The sequence below is a fragment of the Marmoricola sp. RAF53 genome (assembly GCF_052114005.1).
In the GTDB taxonomy this organism is placed as follows: Bacteria; Actinomycetota; Actinomycetes; order Propionibacteriales; family Nocardioidaceae; genus Marmoricola.
In genome coordinates this window covers 111,676-128,252 of sequence record NZ_JBFRDX010000011.1, presented here as the reverse complement: position 1 = coordinate 128,252, position 16,577 = coordinate 111,676, and the positions used below count along the sequence as shown (strand labels likewise).

At 71.7% G+C, this 16,577-nt stretch carries 16 protein-coding genes; 13 read left to right on the top strand and 3 right to left on the bottom strand.

The annotated features are described in order from the left end of the window. The 3 genes from AB4Y76_RS12135 to AB4Y76_RS12125 all read left to right on the top strand — a co-directional run. A partial coding sequence (locus AB4Y76_RS12135; protein ID WP_441925549.1) for an NAD(P)(+) transhydrogenase (Re/Si-specific) subunit beta occupies nucleotides 1-165 on the top strand: 165 nt, incomplete at its 5' end. 72 nt (nucleotides 166-237) lie between these two features. After that, nucleotides 238-498, top strand: a complete 261-nt coding sequence (locus AB4Y76_RS12130; RefSeq protein WP_441925547.1) for a GlsB/YeaQ/YmgE family stress response membrane protein — start codon at nucleotides 238-240, stop codon at nucleotides 496-498. A gap of 38 nt (nucleotides 499-536) precedes the next feature. Further along, nucleotides 537-1,187, top strand: coding sequence for a 4a-hydroxytetrahydrobiopterin dehydratase (locus tag AB4Y76_RS12125; protein WP_441925545.1), 651 nt, complete (start codon nucleotides 537-539; stop codon nucleotides 1,185-1,187). Nucleotides 1,188-1,209: 22 nt separating this feature from the next. Here AB4Y76_RS12125 and AB4Y76_RS12120 read toward each other — a convergent pair whose 3' ends face one another. After that, a complete protein-coding gene (locus AB4Y76_RS12120; RefSeq protein ID WP_441925543.1) occupies nucleotides 1,210-2,403 on the bottom strand; it encodes a hypothetical protein in 1,194 nt (397 codons plus the stop codon). Nucleotides 2,404-2,591: 188 nt separating this feature from the next. Here AB4Y76_RS12120 and AB4Y76_RS12115 point away from each other — a divergent pair, with 188 nt between their 5' ends. From AB4Y76_RS12115 to AB4Y76_RS12080, 8 genes are all read left to right on the top strand, one after another. Further along, entirely contained in the window at nucleotides 2,592-3,767 is a 1,176-nt protein-coding gene (locus AB4Y76_RS12115) for an AI-2E family transporter (protein WP_441925541.1), read from the top strand. Next, entirely contained in the window at nucleotides 3,764-4,309 is a 546-nt protein-coding gene (locus AB4Y76_RS12110; protein ID WP_441925539.1) for a potassium channel family protein, read from the top strand. The genes AB4Y76_RS12115 and AB4Y76_RS12110 overlap by 4 nt, the downstream gene beginning before the upstream one ends. Before the next feature lie 77 nt (nucleotides 4,310-4,386). Next, entirely contained in the window at nucleotides 4,387-4,866 is a 480-nt protein-coding gene (locus tag AB4Y76_RS12105) for a carboxymuconolactone decarboxylase family protein (protein WP_441925537.1), read from the top strand. Nucleotides 4,867-4,947: 81 nt separating this feature from the next. Beyond that, nucleotides 4,948-5,499: a DinB family protein gene (locus AB4Y76_RS12100; protein WP_441925535.1), complete on the top strand. Its 552-nt coding sequence runs from the start codon at nucleotides 4,948-4,950 to the stop codon at nucleotides 5,497-5,499. A gap of 267 nt (nucleotides 5,500-5,766) precedes the next feature. After that, nucleotides 5,767-6,189 (top strand): VOC family protein, encoded by a 423-nt coding sequence (locus tag AB4Y76_RS12095; protein WP_441925533.1) that lies wholly within the window; start codon nucleotides 5,767-5,769, stop codon nucleotides 6,187-6,189. Further along, nucleotides 6,186-7,682 carry a flavin-containing monooxygenase gene (locus AB4Y76_RS12090; RefSeq protein WP_441925531.1) on the top strand — a complete coding sequence of 499 codons (1,497 nt, stop codon included), beginning with the start codon at nucleotides 6,186-6,188 and terminating at the stop codon, nucleotides 7,680-7,682. Before AB4Y76_RS12095 ends, AB4Y76_RS12090 begins: the two co-directional genes overlap by 4 nt. Next, entirely contained in the window at nucleotides 7,679-8,560 is an 882-nt protein-coding gene (locus tag AB4Y76_RS12085; RefSeq protein WP_441925529.1) for an alpha/beta fold hydrolase, read from the top strand. Before AB4Y76_RS12090 ends, AB4Y76_RS12085 begins: the two co-directional genes overlap by 4 nt. A gap of 79 nt (nucleotides 8,561-8,639) precedes the next feature. Continuing rightward, nucleotides 8,640-11,069 carry a penicillin acylase family protein gene (locus AB4Y76_RS12080; RefSeq protein ID WP_441925527.1) on the top strand — a complete coding sequence of 810 codons (2,430 nt, stop codon included), beginning with the start codon at nucleotides 8,640-8,642 and terminating at the stop codon, nucleotides 11,067-11,069. Between the two features lie 82 nt (nucleotides 11,070-11,151). On the opposite strand, the gene AB4Y76_RS12075 is transcribed toward AB4Y76_RS12080, so the two are convergent. Beyond that, complete coding sequence (locus AB4Y76_RS12075; RefSeq protein ID WP_441925525.1) at nucleotides 11,152-12,420, bottom strand: MFS transporter; 1,269 nt, start codon at nucleotides 12,418-12,420, stop codon at nucleotides 11,152-11,154. A gap of 59 nt (nucleotides 12,421-12,479) precedes the next feature. Here AB4Y76_RS12075 and AB4Y76_RS12070 point away from each other — a divergent pair, with 59 nt between their 5' ends. Beyond that, nucleotides 12,480-14,408 (top strand): penicillin-binding transpeptidase domain-containing protein, encoded by a 1,929-nt coding sequence (locus tag AB4Y76_RS12070; protein WP_441925523.1) that lies wholly within the window; start codon nucleotides 12,480-12,482, stop codon nucleotides 14,406-14,408. Between the two features lie 2 nt (nucleotides 14,409-14,410). Here the strand turns inward: AB4Y76_RS12070 and AB4Y76_RS12065 are convergent, their stop codons facing one another. Further along, complete coding sequence (locus AB4Y76_RS12065) at nucleotides 14,411-15,529, bottom strand: endonuclease/exonuclease/phosphatase family protein (protein WP_441925521.1); 1,119 nt, start codon at nucleotides 15,527-15,529, stop codon at nucleotides 14,411-14,413. A 429-nt stretch (nucleotides 15,530-15,958) separates the two neighbouring features. Between AB4Y76_RS12065 and AB4Y76_RS12060 the strand changes: the two genes are divergently transcribed. Continuing rightward, nucleotides 15,959-16,573 (top strand): RNA polymerase sigma factor, encoded by a 615-nt coding sequence (locus AB4Y76_RS12060; RefSeq protein ID WP_441925519.1) that lies wholly within the window; start codon nucleotides 15,959-15,961, stop codon nucleotides 16,571-16,573. Nucleotides 16,574-16,577: the final 4 nt, after the last annotated feature.

The following is a 16,577-nucleotide window of genomic DNA, read 5'->3' as shown; positions in this document are numbered from 1 at the left end:
CCCGTCCTGGAGGTCTGGAACGCACGTGACGTCATCGTCTTCAAGCGCTCGATGGCCCCCGGCTACGCCGGCGTGCAGAACCCGCTGTTCTTCAAGGAGAACTCGCACATGCTGTTCGGCGACGCCAAGGACCGCGTCGAGGACATCGTCCGGCACCTGCCGTAACCCGGTCGTGTGCCTGTCGACGCGCTGGGGCGCGTCGAGGGGCACACGACCCGCTACCCCTAGGATCGGGTCATGCTCATCATCGCGATCATCCTGTTCGGCATGCTGGTCGGCGCCGGTGCCCAGCTGATCCTGGGGCGGGACGGCGGCAGCATCAACTGGCCGATGGCGTTCGCCGCCGGTCTGGCCGGCTCGTTCGTCGGCGGCCTGCTGATCAGCCTGCTCTCCGGCGACGGTCTCGACCTCAAGGCGAGCGGCCTCCTCGGCTCGCTGGCCGGCGCGATCATCGTGACCGCGATCTGGCGCGCCGTGGAGAGCAAGAACAAGGCCTGAGCCTTCCGCTGGTCCGGCGGCCAGGGCAGCATGGGGAGATGACCTCCCAGGACAAGCTGACCGGGCAGCAGTTCACCGACCTCGGGCTGGAGCAGTGGGTATACCTGCTCGGCGGGATCCAGACACGGATCCGCACCGGCGACTTCGTGACCGGCCTGAAGGTCGTCGACGAGATCGGTGCTGCCGCGGAGGAGATGAACCACCACCCCGATCTCGACCTGCGCTACCCGTACGTCGACGTCCGGCTGAGCAGCCACGACGTCGGCGGGGTCACCGACCGCGACGTCACCCTGGCCCGGCGGATCGCGGAGATCGCGGCCGCGGCCGGCGTCGCCCTCGACGGTGACGGGCAGACGCGCTTCGAGCTCGGCCTGGACTCCCCGGACCACGCGGCGGTGCTGCCGTTCTGGTCCGCGGTGCTGCGCCTGGAGCCGGCCAACGGCGAGGTCCAGGACAAGAGCGGCGCCGTGCCGACGATCTGGTTCCAGGACTCGGGCAGCGAGGAGCCGCGGCAGCGCTGGCACCCCGACGTGTGGGTCGACCCCGCCGAGGTCCAGCCGCGGATCGATGCCGCGCTCGCGGCCGGCGGGACGCTCGTCACCGACGAGTGGGCGCCGCGGTTCTGGGTGCTCGCCGACCCGCAGGGCAACCGGGTCTGCCTGTGCACCTGGCACGACCGGGGCGCCTGAGGCGATCCGATCCGCAGTCCGGTCAGCCGGCCAGCGAGCCGAGGGCGATGTCGTCGCGGGCGACGTACAGCCGGAAGGAGCCGGTGCCCTCGGCCGTGCCGCCCGCCGGGACCGGGTCGAGCGTGCGCGCCTCGAGCCACTGGTCGACCAGCGGCGTGAACCAGGCCTCGTAGGTGTGGTCGTAGCGGCAGCCGGTGGCGTCCCAGCGGAGCGCGCCGTTGACCGCGAGGCCCTGGCTGGCCGGCAGCGGCAGCGCGGCGGGGCTCGCCGGGTGGCTGCTGCCCTCGTGGTCCTGCCAGCCGTCCCAGCCGGCCGTCGGATCGGTCGGGCCCGGGTCGACGAGCGTTCCCCGCAGGGTCGGGACCGGAACGGGGGCGGCGGCACTCCAGGTGCAGCTCGCGTCCCCGGTGACGCCCGCCCCGTACCCGACGGTTCCGGCGGCGACGACGCGGTAGGTGACGCCGGCGCGGAGCAGGTAGGACGAACGCACGGTCGCCCCGGTGGCGGGCACGGTCAGCCCGACCACCGCGGTCGCGTCCGCATCCAGCTCGTTGGTCCCGGGGTGCAGGACCGGCAGCGCCGGCACGCCGCGGGCGCGGTACCAGGACGTCTGTGCGGCGGCGCCGGCCCAGCCCAGCGAGATGTGCACGTGGTTGAGGTGCCGCAGCGTGCGCGAGCACTTCTTCAGCGAGCGGCAGCCGGCGTTGAGGTACGGGCGCGGGGCGAAGTCGTGGGAGGAGGACCAGATCGTGTCGTTGTAGATCAGGTACATGATCCCCATCCGCCGGGCCAGGGCATGGGCGTTGCCGCCGGCGTCGCCGGCCAGCGCGGCCCGGATGAACCGGTACGCCGCCCGCTTGGCGCGCTTGTTCCGCACGTCGGCCGCCCAGTCGAAGGCGCGGCCGTCCTTGTGCTCGCTCCGCCCGCCGGTGCCGCAGGCCCGCATCAGGCCCATCGAGCCGGTCCCGGGATAGCTCTTCAGCAGCCAGCGGGACAGCGCGACGGTCCCCGGCTGCGGCGACCGGGCGCAGGTCGTCTGGCCCTGGTAGGCGGCCGGGGCGTCGACCAGGGGCGAGTAGCCGAGGCCCTCCGCGGGCCGCACCCAGGCGACCAGCCCGACGACCAGGGCGCCGAAGAGCACCGTGGCCAGCGCCCGCCGGTAGTCCCGCGTCCTGCGGGCAGGTGCGGCGGTGGTGGGCGTCCGGAAGTCGGGCATGACGGGTCCAAGCGGTCGGGCAGGAAGTGGGCTGGCGACGTCGGACCGGGGTTCCGGTCCGACGTCGCCTGGCCCTCCCATCGGCCGCGAGGCGAGGATCTGTAGCGATTCGGGGGCGTAGAAAGCGCCCGGATCTCCCCGGTCCGGGGCCCGGGTTCTGCGAGACTCGGCCCAGAGAGCGAGGAACCGTGACCGACACCGCTGAGACCCGCCCCGGCCAGAAGTCGAACACCGTGCTGCCACGCGGCCTGCTGATCGTGCTCGGATTCGCCGCGTCCGTGATCACGGTCGCCGGGATGAAGGCGGTCGCGGGCATCATCTCGCCGGTCTTCCTGGCGGTGGTCCTGATGATCACGGTCTTCCCGATCCGCGGCTGGCTGGTCCGGCACCGGGTGCCGAACGTGCTCGCGACGGTGGCCACGATCCTCGCGGTCTACGCGATCCTGATCGCGATGCTGGTGGCCCTGATCGTGTCGGTGGCCCGGATGGCGGCCCTGGTGCCGACGTACGCGCCGCAGATCAACGACCTGGTCGACAACGTGACCACCTGGCTCGGCGACCTCGGCGTCAAGAAGGAGCAGACCGACACGCTGGTCAACTCCCTCGACGTCGGCAAGCTGTTCGGCTACGCCACCGACATCCTCAAGAGCGCGCTGAGCATCCTCACCAACGTCTTCCTGATCGGCATCCTGGTGCTGTTCATCGGCCTGGACGCGGCGAGGTTCCCGACCCACCTGCTCTCGGCCCGCGACGAGCGGCCGGCCGTGGTCGACGCGCTCGTCTCCTTCGCCAGCGGCACCCGGAAGTACTTCGCGGTCTCCGCCGGTTTCGGTCTCGTCGTCGCGATCATCGACACCGCGGCCCTCTACGCGCTGGGGATCCCGGCGGCCGGGGTCTGGGGCGTGCTGGCGTTCGTCACGAACTTCATCCCGAATATCGGGTTCGTCATCGGGGTGATCCCGCCGGCGCTGATCGGCCTGCTCGAGGGCGGCGTCGGCACGATGCTTGCCGTGATCATCATCTACTGCCTGATCAACTTCGTGATCCAGTCGGTGATCCAGCCGAAGATCGTCGGCGACGCGCTCGGGCTGAGCACCACGCTCACCTTCGTGTCGTTGATGTTCTGGGCCTGGGTGATCGGCCCGATGGGGGCACTGCTCGCGATCCCGCTCACCCTGCTGGCCAAGGCGTTGCTCATCGACGTCGATCCGGAGGCCCGGTGGGCGCTACCGCTGATCTCCGGCAATCCGAACAAGGAGCTCGAGGCCGTCGGCGAGGCGGCGGACGAGCCGCCGGACGCGCCGGCCGAGGAGCCGGTGGACGCGTCGACCGGTGACCAGGCGGAGGAAGGACCTGCGCGATGAGCATGCTGACGTTCGACCCGGAAGGGGTCCGACGCTCGACGCTCATCAGCCTGGCCACGTTCTCCGCCGTGATCGCGGCGTACTTCTTCATCCCGGTCGAATCCGGGCAGTCCTCGTGGCGGGTCGCACTCAGCGTGGTCATCACGTCGGTCGCGATCGGCGTGGTGACCTGGGTCGTGGTCAAGGAGTTCCGTCGCCAGGCCCAGGGTGCCGGCCCGCACCTGACCGGGATCCAGCTCCTGGTTCTCTTCGAGCTGGTGCTGGTGATCTTCGCGCTCGGGTACTACTCGCTGGCGGTGCACGGCACCGACCAGATGGACGGGATCGAGACCCGGCTGGACGCGCTCTACTTCACGGCGACCACGATGGCGACGGTCGGGTACGGCGACATCCACCCGGAGGGCCAGCTGGCCCGCGCCATCGCGACCGCCCAGATGGCTTTCGACATCATCTTCGTCGCGGCGTTCGTGCGGCTGATCACCGTCGGGGTCCGGGTCCGGATCGAGCAGCACCAGTCGGCGAAGAAGTCCACGGACAACTGACGGAACGCCGCGTCTCGTGCAGACTGGAACCTGCACGGCGGCCGCAGGGCCGTCGGCGGACCCGAGAGAGGCACGCGATGATCGTCGACGTCCCCGCCGGCAAGGACCCGATCATGTACGTCTGGGGCGAGATGGTCCCCAAGATCGGGATGACCGCGGTGAAGTTCTCCGGTGCCGTCTACGAGCACAGCACCCTGGCGCTGGAGGAGTTCGAGGCGGCGCGGCTGACGATCGCGGACGTCAACGGCTGCGTGTTCTGCCAGGACTGGCGGACCGAGCGCGACGGCGTCACCGTCCCCGCCGGGTACGACGACGAGGTCCGCGGCTGGCAGACCTCGACGGTGCTCACCGAACGCAGCCGGCTGGCGGCGGAGTACGCCCTCCGGTTCGCCACGGACCACCACAACCTCGACGACGAGTTCTGGCAGCGGATGCTGGCGGCGTACACGCAGGAGGAGGTCGTCGAGCTGTCGATGTGCCTCGGTTCCTGGATGGCCTTCGGCCGCCTCAACCGGGTGCTCGGCCTGGACACCGCCTGCGTGCTGCCCTCGCACTGACCCCCGCTGGTCGAGGAGGTCGCGCAGCGCCCGTCTCGAAACCCGGTTTCGTCGGCGGCACCGCCGGAGCATGATCGGCCCATGAGCCCGCAGCGCCGCGCCGACATGTTCCTGCCGCCCGTCGAGGACCCCCGGCAGACCGAGGGGACCGGGGAGGGCGACGAGAAGGAGAACCTCGTCGAGTACATCCGGTACCAGCGGAAGACGCTGGAGGTGAAGTGCGCCGGTCTCGACGCCGAGCAGCTCGCCCGGCGCTCGGTACCGCCGTCGACGATGTCGCTGCTCGGGCTGGTCCGGCACCTGGCCGATGTCGAGCGCGGGTGGTTCCGGCAGATTCTGCACGGCCTCGACGTGCCGCGGATCTACCGGACCGAGGCGGAGCCGGACGCGGACTTCGACGGCGCCGTCGCCGACCCGGCCGTGGTCGCGGACGCCTGGGCCCGGCTGCGCGAGGAGCAGGCGTACGCCGACGCCGCGATCGCCGCGGAGACCGATCTCGGCCGGGTGGTCGAGTACCACCACGGCCGGGTCTCGGTGCGCGAGCTGCTGGTGCACATCGTGGAGGAGTACGCCCGTCACAACGGCCACGCCGACCTGCTGCGCGAGTGCGTGGACGGCCGGATCGGGGAGTGACCTGCGTAAGCAACCGGTGATCGTCGAGGTCTACCTAGCGTGGCCCCGACGCGCTCGGGGCCGCCCGGGTGACCGAGTGCTGCCGGGGCGCTTCCCGCGCTCGGCCCCGGGTCCCGCTCGCCGGCGCCTCCCCTGAGCCGGACGCCGGACCCGGGGACCCGGGGAGGGCGATCGCCGACGGCGGTCGCCCTCCGCAATTCCGGCACCCCCTTCCCTTACTGAACTTTCGTCAATAACATGGTCGGCCGGACCCCGAAGGAGGACCCGATGGCGTCACGCCTCAACCCCTACATCAGCTTCGGCGACAACGCCGCCGAGGCGCTCGCCTTCTACCAGTCGGTGCTCGGCGGCGAGCTGAACGTCAGCACCTTCGGCGAGTACGGCGGCCCGGCCGAGATCGCCGACCAGGTGATGCACGGTCAGCTCGAGACGCCGGCCGGGTTCACCCTGATGGCGGCGGACACCCCGCCGGGAATGGCCCGAGCCGAGATCGGCGGCATCACGATCAGCCTCTCCGGCGACGACGTCGACGACCTCCGCCGCTGGTTCACCGGCCTGGCCGAGGGCGGCACGGTGAACATGCCCCTGGAGAAGCAGATGTGGGGCGACGAGTTCGGCCAGCTGACCGACAAGTTCGGGGTCTCCTGGCTCGTCAACATCTCCGGCGACGCGATCGGAGCCGACGCGTGAGCCCCGCGAAGAAGACCGTCGAGCACCTGGACGTCCTGGTCGTCGGCGCCGGCCTGTCCGGCATCGGCGCCGGCTACCGGCTGCAGACCGAGTGCCCCGACAAGAGCTATGCGATCGTCGAGGCCCGCGACTCGATCGGCGGCACCTGGGACCTGTTCAAGTACCCCGGGATCCGCTCGGACTCCGACATGTTCACGCTGAGCTTCCCGTTCCGGCCGTGGAAGGCGCAGAACTCCATCGCCGACGGCCCGGAGATCCTGCGGTACATCAAGGACACCGCGGCCGAGTTCGGCATCGACCGGAAGATCCGGTTCGGCACCCGGGTCGTCGCCGCCGACTGGTCCGCCGCGACCAGCACCTGGACGGTGACCGTCGAGCAGGACGGCAAGCGCAGCACCCTGACCTGCTCGTTCCTCTACTCCTGCACCGGCTACTACGACTACGCCCAGGGCCACATGCCGGTCTGGGAGGGGATCGACGACTTCGCCGGCCAGATCGTGAAGCCGCAGTTCTGGCCCGAGGACCTCGACTACACCGGCAAGAAGGTCGTCATCATCGGCAGCGGTGCCACCGCGGTCACGCTGGTGCCGTCGATGGCCGACGACGCCGCGCACGTCACCATGCTGCAGCGCACGCCGACCTGGATCGGCATCGTGCCGAAGCAGGACAAGATCGCCAACAACCTGCGCAAGGTGCTCCCGCCAGGTCTGGCCCACCAGGTCATCCGCAACAAGAACGTCGCCTACAGCCTGGGCGTCTACGAGCTCTGCCAGCGCCAGCCGAAGCTGATGCGCAAGGTGCTGCTCGGCATGTCCGGCAAGGCGCTCCGCGACGACGCCGCCCTGGCCGAGCACTTCACGCCCTCCTACGACCCGTGGGACCAGCGGCTCTGCGCCGTCCCGAACGCCGACCTGTTCCGGAAGATCCGGGAGGGGAAGGTCGACGTGGTCACCGACCACATCGCGCGGTTCGTCCCCGAGGGCATCGAGCTGAAGAGCGGCAAGGTCCTCGAGGCCGACATCGTGGTTCCGGCCACCGGCCTGAAGGTGCAGCTGTTCGGTGGCGTCGTCCCGACGGTCGACGGCGCGCCGGCGAACGTCCACGAGAACTTCGTGTGGCAGGGCTGCATGCTCACCGGGCTGCCGAACTTCGCGCTCTGCGTCGGGTACACGAACGCGTCCTGGACGCTCCGCGGCGACCTGACGTCGCGGCTGGTCTGCAAGGTGATCAACGAGATGGACAAGGTCGGCGCGGCCAGCGTCGTACCGGTCCCGGACGGCCCGCTGGAGGGACGCCCGCTCCTGGACCTGGCCTCCGGGTACATCCAGCGCGCCCTGAACGACCTGCCGCAGCAGGGCCACCGGGGAGCGTGGCGGGTCCGGCAGAACTACTTCGTCGACGCCGCGACCACCATGCGCCGCGACCTGCACAAGACACTCCGCTTCGACAAGGCCGCCAGCGAGGTGGCCGAGCCGGAGCGAGCGACGGCATGACCGCTCCGGACACGGTCACCTTCGCGGTGGCCGGCAGGCCGGTGCGGGTCCGGGTCTCGGGACCCGAGGACGGCAGTCCCGTCCTCCTGCTGCACGGCATCGCGCGCAGCCTCGAGGACTGGACCGCGACGCACGACCTGCTGGCCGCGCGCGGGCACCGGGTGATCAGCGCCGACACCCCGGGGTTCGGCTTCACCCGCGCCCAGGAGGGCCGCCCCGGGATGCGCACGTTCGCCCGGGCGATGGCCGGGCTGCTCGACGCGCTCGACGTCGACCGACCGGTGCACGTGATGGGCAACTCGCTCGGCGGCGGGATCGCCATGACGCTCGCCGTCGAGCACCCCGGCCGGGTGGCCAGCCTGGTGCTCGTCGACAGCATCGGCTTCGGCACCGAGGTGAACCTCTCGCCGCTCCCGATGGTCTACGCGACCGCCGCGGGGCTGCCGGTGATCGGCAAGCGGTTCGTCCCGCTGGCCCGGGCGGCGAGCACCAAGATCGCCCAGGACCAGTTCTTCGACCCGTCGCTGGCGACCCCGGAGATGCTCAAGCACTACGCCAAGGTCGGTCGCCAGCCGGACTTCCGGCGCACCTTCGTCGGGTCGGCGCTGTCGCTGGCGGTCCCGATGACCGGCCGGCACCCGCGCTGGCGGAACGCGCTGCACGCGGCCGTCCGCGACCTGGGTGTTCCGGTCCTGGTGGTCTGGGGCGAGGCCGACACGGTGCTGCCGGTGCAGCACTTCGAGGCGGCGCGCCGAGCGTTCCCGGACGCGCAGGCGCACCTGTTCGAGAAGGCCGGCCACATGCCTCAGATCGAGAAGGCGGACGAGTTCGCCGCGCTCGCCGGTGACTTCCTGGCCAAGGCCGACGCCGCTCGCTGAAACGGGACAAGACGAGACGTTCCGTGCCTTGCAGGTGAACGAGCCGTAACCCGGACAGGCCGCACCGCGTTCTACCGGCATGGCGACCTCACCCCGCCGACGCGCAGCCTGCACCGCTGCCGTCGCCGCGCTCTTCGCGTCCCTGCTCACCGTCACCCTCGGCTCGGCCCCGACCGCGGCCGACACCCCGACCTACACGGCGACGATCACGCGGACCGAGCACGGGATCCCGCACATCGTCGCCGACGACTGGGGGTCGCTCGGCTTCGGCTCCGGGTACGCCGCCGCGCAGACCACCGCGTGCACCCTCGCCGACGTCCTCCTCACCGGCCGCGGCGAGCGCTCGCGCTACCTCGGCGGGACCGCGACGTACGACGACGGCGTCGCCATGAACGGCACCAACCTCCAGTCCGACGCCCTCATCACCGACCTGCACAACCGCAAGGTCGTCGAGGGCCTGCTCGCCGACCCGAAGGCCGGGCCCGGCGCCCAGGCCCGCGCCATGGTGACCGGGTACGCCGCCGGCGTGAACAAGTACCTGACCGCGATCGGCGGGAGCGTGAACCTCACCGACCCGGCCTGCAAGGGCGCCGCGTGGATCCGACCCGACGTCACCCCGCTCGACGTCTGGTACGGCGTCTACGTCGCCAACATCCTCGCCTCGACCGGCAACTTCCTGAAGCAGATCGTCGGCGCCACGCCTCCGACGCTGACCGACCTGGGCCTGCCCTCGCTGGCCACGTTCGGGATCGTCCCGCCCGAGCTGCCGACCAGCGAGGAGCTGATGAAGGCGCTCGGCAAGGACCCCGCGTCGCCGTTCGGCTCGAACGCGACCGCGGTCGGCGCCGACGACACCTCGACCGGCTCGGGGATGATCCTGGGCAACCCGCACTTCCCGTGGAACGGGCGTTACCGGTTCAGCCAGCAGCAGCTCACCATCCCCGGCCGGTACGACGTCGCCGGGGCCAGCCTGATCGGCTCGCCGGTCGTCAACATCGGCTGGAACAAGAACGTGGCCTGGAGCCACACCGTCTCGACGGCGTACCGGTTCACGCCGTACGAGTACCGGACGGTGCTCTCGCCGACGACGTACCTGAGCGCCAACGGGCTGCTCAAGAAGCTCGAGCGCCGCGTCGTCGACGTCGTCGTGAAGCAGCCCGGCGGGTCGCTGAAGACCGTCAGCGAGGACATGTACCGGACCGCGCAGGGCTACGTCATCGACGACCCGGCCACCCTGATGGGCTGGACCCCGCTCAGCTTCTTCGCGATCCGGGACGCCAACGGCGAGCAGCTGCGCACCATCGACACCTTCCTCGACATGGGCAAGGCGACCGACGTCCGCGACCTGCTGGCCAAGCAGGACGCAGGCGGCGGGATGCCGTGGGTGAACACGACGGCCGCGGACCGCAACGGCGACGTCCTGTACGCCGACCACTCGGTCGTGCCGAACGTCTCCAACGACCTCGCCAACAAGTGCATGACACCGATCGGCCGGGTCACCCAGCTGCTCGCCGGCCTGCCCGGCCTGGACGGCACCCTCGCCGATTCGGTCTGCAAGTGGGGGACCGACGCCGATGCCGAGCGCCCGGGCATCTTCGGCCCGTCGAACCTGCCGGCCACCGTGCGGCGCGACTGGGTGATGAACGCCAACGACTCCTACTGGCTGCCGAACCCGGCCCAGAAGCTCGAGGGCTACGCCCGGATCATCGGCTGCGAGAAGTGCGTCCGGACGCTGCGCACCCGGATGGTCGACCGCTACGTGATGGACCAGGTCGCGGTCGGCAAGGTGACCCCGGCCGACCTGCGCGGGTTCGAGCACCAGAACCGGGTCCTCGGCGGCGAGCTGATGAGCGAGTACGGCGACCTCGCCACCGTGTGCGCGTCGGTCGGCGGCGGCGACGCCTGCCCGGTGCTGGCCGCCTGGGACAAGCACTCCAACGTCGAGAGCCGCGGCAACCAGATCTTCGAGGAGTTCGTGAAGCGGTTGCCGAAGTCGAGCCTGCTCAGCCAGGCGCACGTCTGGGAGGTCGGCTTCGACGCCGACGACCCGGTCGGCACCCCGCGCGACCTCGACGAGAAGAGCGACGGGGTGAAGAAGGCGATGAAGGACGCGATCGCCTACCTGCGGTCGAAGAACGTCCCGATGGACGCGACCTGGGGCTCGCTCCAGGTCGCCGGCGACCGCGGTGCCCCGGCGATCCCGCTCGGCGGCGGGCTCGGCGACCAGGCCGGCAACGCCAACGCGCTCGGTTCGCGCGGCACCGTCGCGAACGGGAGCTTCTTCCGGCCGATCACCTACGGCTCGTCACACATCCAGGCGATCTCGTTCCTGCCCGGGGGTGCCGTCGACGCGAGGACGATCCTCACCTACGGCCAGTCCGACGACCCGACGTCGCCGTGGAGCTCGGACCAGACGGTGATGTTCGGCCAGAAGCAGTGGGTGGCGTTCCCCTTCACGCCCGCGGAGGTGGCCGCGCAGCAGATCAGCGCGGTGACCGTGACGGGATAGCTTCCAGCCCGTTCCTGGCGCTTCCAGCCCGATGCATCGGGCTGGACTGCCGGTTTCCCAAGGGAAGAGGGGATTCCGCGCGTCAGCCCGACACCATCCGGTAGCGCACGAACGCCGGCACGGCCACCGCCGTCGCCAGCACCCCGATGATGACGAGAACGCCGCCGCCGGCCGCGGTGGCGGCGGTGCCGACGGCTGCGGCGGCGGCGCCGTGCAGGACGTCGGCGATCCGCGGTCCGCCGGCGACGACGACGATGAAGACGCCCTGGAGGCGGCCGCGCACGTCGTCGGCGGCGGAGGCCTGCAGCATGCTCGACCGGAACGCGGCCGAGGCCATGTCCGCGGCGCCGCCGATCACCAGCATCAGCACCGCCAGCGCGAGCATCAGCTCGGGTGCGAGGTCGGCGAGTGCGACCGCGACGCCGAACCCGACGATGGCCACGCCCCAGACCAGGATCGCCACGATCACCGCGAAGCCCTGGCGCTGCACCCGGGAGACCCAGCCCGAGAAGATCCCGCCGAGGACGGCCCCGATCGGGATCGCGGCGAAGAGCAGCGCGAACGCGATGCCGCCGCCGGACGGCCCGCCGAAGTCGACGTGCGCGATTTCCGGGAAGAGCGCGCGCGGCATCCCGAAGATCATCGCGATCAGGTCGACGAGGAACGAGGTCAGCAGGATGGGGTGGTGGCGCAGGTACTTCAGCCCGTCGACCACCGCGCGCAGCCCGGGAGTCCCGCCGGTCGCTCCCTCCACCGGCAGCCGCGGCAGCCGGACCACGGCGCTCAGCGTCGCGAACAGCGTGACGGTGTCGATCAGGTAGAGCCAGGAGAAGCCGGTGATCGGGATCAGCGCGCCGCCGACCAGCGGCCCGGCGATGCCGCCGGCCTGGAAGACGGTCATGTTCAGCGAGTTCGCGGCGGGCAGCTTCGCCGCGGGCAGCAGCTTGGGCAGGATCGCGCTGCGCGTCGGCTGGTTGACCGCGAAGAACGCCTGCTGCACGGCGAACAGGCACAGCAGCAGCCAGACGTCGCCGGCGCCGAAGGCGGCCTGCGCCCAGAACGCCGCACTGGTGGCGATCAGTCCGGTCGTGGTGCCGATCAGCAGGGTGCGCCGGTCCATCACGTCGGCCAGGGCGCCGCCCCAGAGACCGAAGACGACCAGCGGCACCAGGCCGAAGAGCCCGGTCAGGCCGACGTACGCCGAGGAGCCGGTGAGCGCGTAGATCTGCGCGGGCACGGCGACGACGGTGAGCTGGGCGCCGATGACGGTGACGATGTTCGCGGTCCACAGGCGGCGGAAGTGCGGATCCTCGAGGGGCGTCGTGTCCGCGACGAGTCCCCTGAGCTGCACGGGGCGAGGTTACGCCTGCCGAATTTGTCCGGGGCGGCCCGGTCTGGTCGGATCGCCTCATGACCTCTCGGACCCATCGCCGGCGAGCGCTGCCGGGCCTGCTGTGCCTGATCACGGCCCTCGCACTCCTCGGCTCGGGGTGCTCGCTCCTCGACGACGGACCCGATCCGGCGCCGACGGCCGACCGGCTCGCGGAGGGCCTGAGCAAGGGCGACCTGAGCAAGGTCGCGTTCGTGAGCGAGAAGGCGGAGGTGGCCTACGCCCAGCTCTGGAAGCCGCTCTCCTCCTACGACGCGAAGGTGACCGTCGAGGACGTGGCCCGCGACGGCGACGACGCCACCGCGACCCTCGGCTGGACCGTCGACGTCGCCGGGCATCCGTGGAAGCACACCACCAAGGCCGCGCTGACCCGGGACGGCGACGCCTGGCACGTGACCTGGAAGCCGTCGATCGTCGAGGAGACCCTCACCCCGGGCGAGGAGCTGCGGGTGAGCCGGGTCAACGCCGAGCGCGGCGACGTCCTGGGCGCCGGAGACGCACCGATCGTCACCCGTCGGCCGGTGGTCCGGTTCGGGATCGACAAGGAGCAGGTCGTCGGTGGCCCCGAGGCCGCCGCCGCGTCGGCCCGGCGCCTGGCGGCGCTGCTGGACGTGGACCCGGCCGGCTACGCGAAGGAGGTGGCCGCGGCCGGGCCGAAGGCCTTCGTCGAGGCCATCGTGCTGCGCCGCTCCGACGTGAGCAGCGCCCTGCTCGGCCGGGTCGCCGCCGTCCCGGGTGCGCGCGGGATCTCCGACCACCTGCCGCTGGCGCCGACCCGGGACTTCGCCGCCGCGATCCTCGGCACGGTCGGCCCGGCGACGGCCGAGCTGGTCAAGCAGAGCGAGGGACGGCTCCGGGCCGGCGACGACACCGGCCTGTCCGGGCTCCAGGAGCGGTACGACGAGCAGCTGTTCGGCAAGCCCGGGATCAAGGTGTCCGCCCTGCCCGCGGACCACGAGGCGCTGACCGCGACCGCGGAGCCGCGGGTCCTGTTCGCGGCGGACCCGGTGGCCGGCACGCCGTTGCGGACCACCCTCGACCCGGCGCTCCAGGCGAAGGCCCAGCAGCTGCTGGCCGGGATCGGCCCGGCCAGTGCGCTGGTCGCGATCAAGCCGTCGACCGGTGCCGTGCTGGCCGCCGCGAGCGGCCCCGGATCGCACGGGCAGTCCACCGCGACGACCGGCCGCTACGCCCCGGGGTCGACCTTCAAGGTGGTGTCCTCGCTGGCGCTGCTCCGGTCCGGCCTGGCGCCGACCTCGCCGGTGACCTGCCCGGCCGCGGTCGTGGTGGACGGCAAGCGGTTCAAGAACTACTCCGACTACCCGGCAGGCAAGCTGGGCCGGATCACGCTGCGCGACGCGGTCGCCAACTCGTGCAACACCGCGTTCATCGGCCAGCGCGACCAGCTGCGGCCCGGAGCGCTGGCCGCGGCGGCCGGTTCCCTCGGGTTCGGGATCGACCACGGCGTCGGCTTCCCGGCGTACTTCGGCCAGGCGCCCGCACCGGCGTCGAAGACGGAAGCGGCCGCCGACCTGATCGGCCAGGGCAAGGTGCTCGCGTCCCCGCTCGCGATGGCGACGGTCGCGGCCAGTGTCGCCGCCGGCCGCACCGTGGTGCCGTCGCTGGTCCCGGCGGTGGAGCCGACCACCGAGGGTGCGGCCCCGGCCCCGCTCACCGCGAAGGAGGCGGAGCAGCTGCGCGCGCTGATGCACGCGGTGGTGCAGGACGGCTCCGGCTCGTTCCTGGCGAGCCTGCAGCCCCCTCAGGTGCTCGCGAAGACGGGGACCGCCGAGTACGGCACCCCGGGCGCGGGCGGCAGCCTGCCGACCCACGCATGGATGATCGGTGCGCGCGGCGACCTCGCGGTCGCGGTGTTCGTGGCGACAGGGCAGTCCGGGTCACGGACCGCGGGCCCGGTGCTGGAGAGCTTCCTGCGCTTCGCCGGCTGAGCTCAGCCCGCGGCGCGGGTGACGGACTTCGGGAAGTCGCGGCTGTCGATCCGGACGTCGGCGATCATCACCGGGTGGTCCGTCATCCACTTGACGGTGCCGCTCTTGTCCTCGACGTAGTTGGTGAACTGCACGTCGTGGGAGCCGGCGATCCAGTCGATCCGGTAGCCGCCGGCCACGCTGCAACCCGCCCGCCCGCCCTCGCCGCCGGCGGCGGCCTTGAGGTCACCGGGGCCGGCGACGGCGCAGAACCAGGACTGGGTCTCGTTCATGTCGCCGGTGACGAAGACCGGGAAGCCGTCGTCCTTGAGCTCGTTGAACAGCGTGACCTCGCGGGCCTTCGCGGCGGCGCGCCACTTGCCCTGCTTGCCGTACTCGCGGGTGTCGGCCGGGTTGTGGAAGTTGGTGGCGTAGATGGTGATGCCGGTGGCCTTGTTGCGCAGCAGCAGCACCGGCATGTTCCGGGCGTGGCCGCCGAAGTAGGGGATCGGCACGGACCCGGGCTTGACCAGCTCCCAGGTGTCGAGGCGCCACGCGATCGAGTTGTCGCCGTCGAGGGTGCTGCCGCCCGGGTAGAGGCCGTAACGCCCGCCGGCGCTGCGCAGGAAGGCGGAGCGCTGGTCCGGCTGCATCTCCTGGAAGCCGACCAGGGTGATGTCGTTGTCGATCACGTAGCTGGTCGCACGCGCCATCCGGGCACTGCCGGAAGCCTTCTGCGCCCGCTTGGTGCCCTTGCGGGTGTGCGAGCTGCCGAGCACGTTGAACGTGGCCATCCGGAACTCGACCACCGCGGGCGGTGAGCGGCGCGGCTTGGGCCGGGCCTGCAGCGTCTGGCCGGCCAGCGGCGCGGTGCGGGCTGCCGCTTCCGCGCTCGCCGCCCCGCCGGCCTGGCTGGCCGGGGAGCCGGTGGTGTCGCCGGGCGTGGCGGGCGGGGTGCTGCCCGGGGCCGGGACGTTCGAAGAGCTCCGGCTCGGGTACGTGGCGGTGGGGGTCAGCGGCGCGGAGGCGGCCGGGTCGTCGTGGTGCCCGGAGAGCGCAGGCATGACGTCGCCCCCCATGACGACGAAGGTGAGCAGCCACGCCACGGCGACGGCCCCCACGAGTCCCAGCTTCCCTACCACCGCGACACCCTAACCTGCGGGAACAACACGGAACTGAAAACGGAGAAATCGGGCAGGAAAAGATGTCGGGCCGGCGCGTAACGAGCGCGCCTCCGGTCCCGTCTTATCAGCACGAGGACGCCGCAACCCCCCGGCCGGCGTCCTCCCCTGACACCCCACCTCCAGAACTGGGTGTGTCGCGCGGCTCCCCGTGTCCGGTCAGTCCCAGGCCCGGACACGGGGGGCCGCTTCTCGTTCCGGGCCACCGCCGGGCCACCGCCGGCGCGCGTTGCTTCCGGCGCGTCGCGGCGCCCGTCCCTTTTTGACCGGCCCCTGTCCCGGAATGACGGTTTCGCACCGGTTCGTCGGCAGTTGGACCTTCCGAGGCGCCCGCGGGGGTGGGCGCACCGGAGGGCGCCACGTCCTCCGCTGGAACAGGGGAGAAGACAGATGGCTGCTCACGACGGTAGCGAGACCGAGATCGCCGACGACGAGCTCGTGGCGGCGGTGCGGACCGGGGACCAGGGCGCGTTCGAGACGATCTACCGGCGGCACGTCGGCGCCGCGCAGCGGTACGCCGTCCGGCTGGCCGGGCCGCACCAGGCCGACGACCTGGTGGCCGAGGCGTTCGCCCGACTCTGGACCGTGCTGACCGACGCGGACCGCGACATCAGGGACTTCCGGCGCTACCTGCTGGTGACGATCCGGAACCTGAACGCCAGCGAGGTGCGCAAGCAGGCGCGGCTGCTGCTCACCGAGGACGTCGACCAGGCGGTCACGCTCGGGGGCGCCGCCGCCGGGGAGCAGCCGCTGCTGGCGGTCGTCGACGAGCCGGAGACGGACGTGCTCCGCGAGGCGGAGCGGGACGAGGTCGCGATCTCGCTGGCCCAGCTCCCGCTGCGCTGGCGCCAGGCTCTCTGGCTCACCCACGTCGAGGGCTTGAGCGCCGCCGACGTCGGCAGCCGGCTGGGCCTCAGTGCCAACGCGACCCGCCAGCTCTCCTACCGGGCCCGGATCGGGCTGCGCCGCGAGTACCTCGGGCTGCTCGACCGGGCCAGCGCCTGACCGG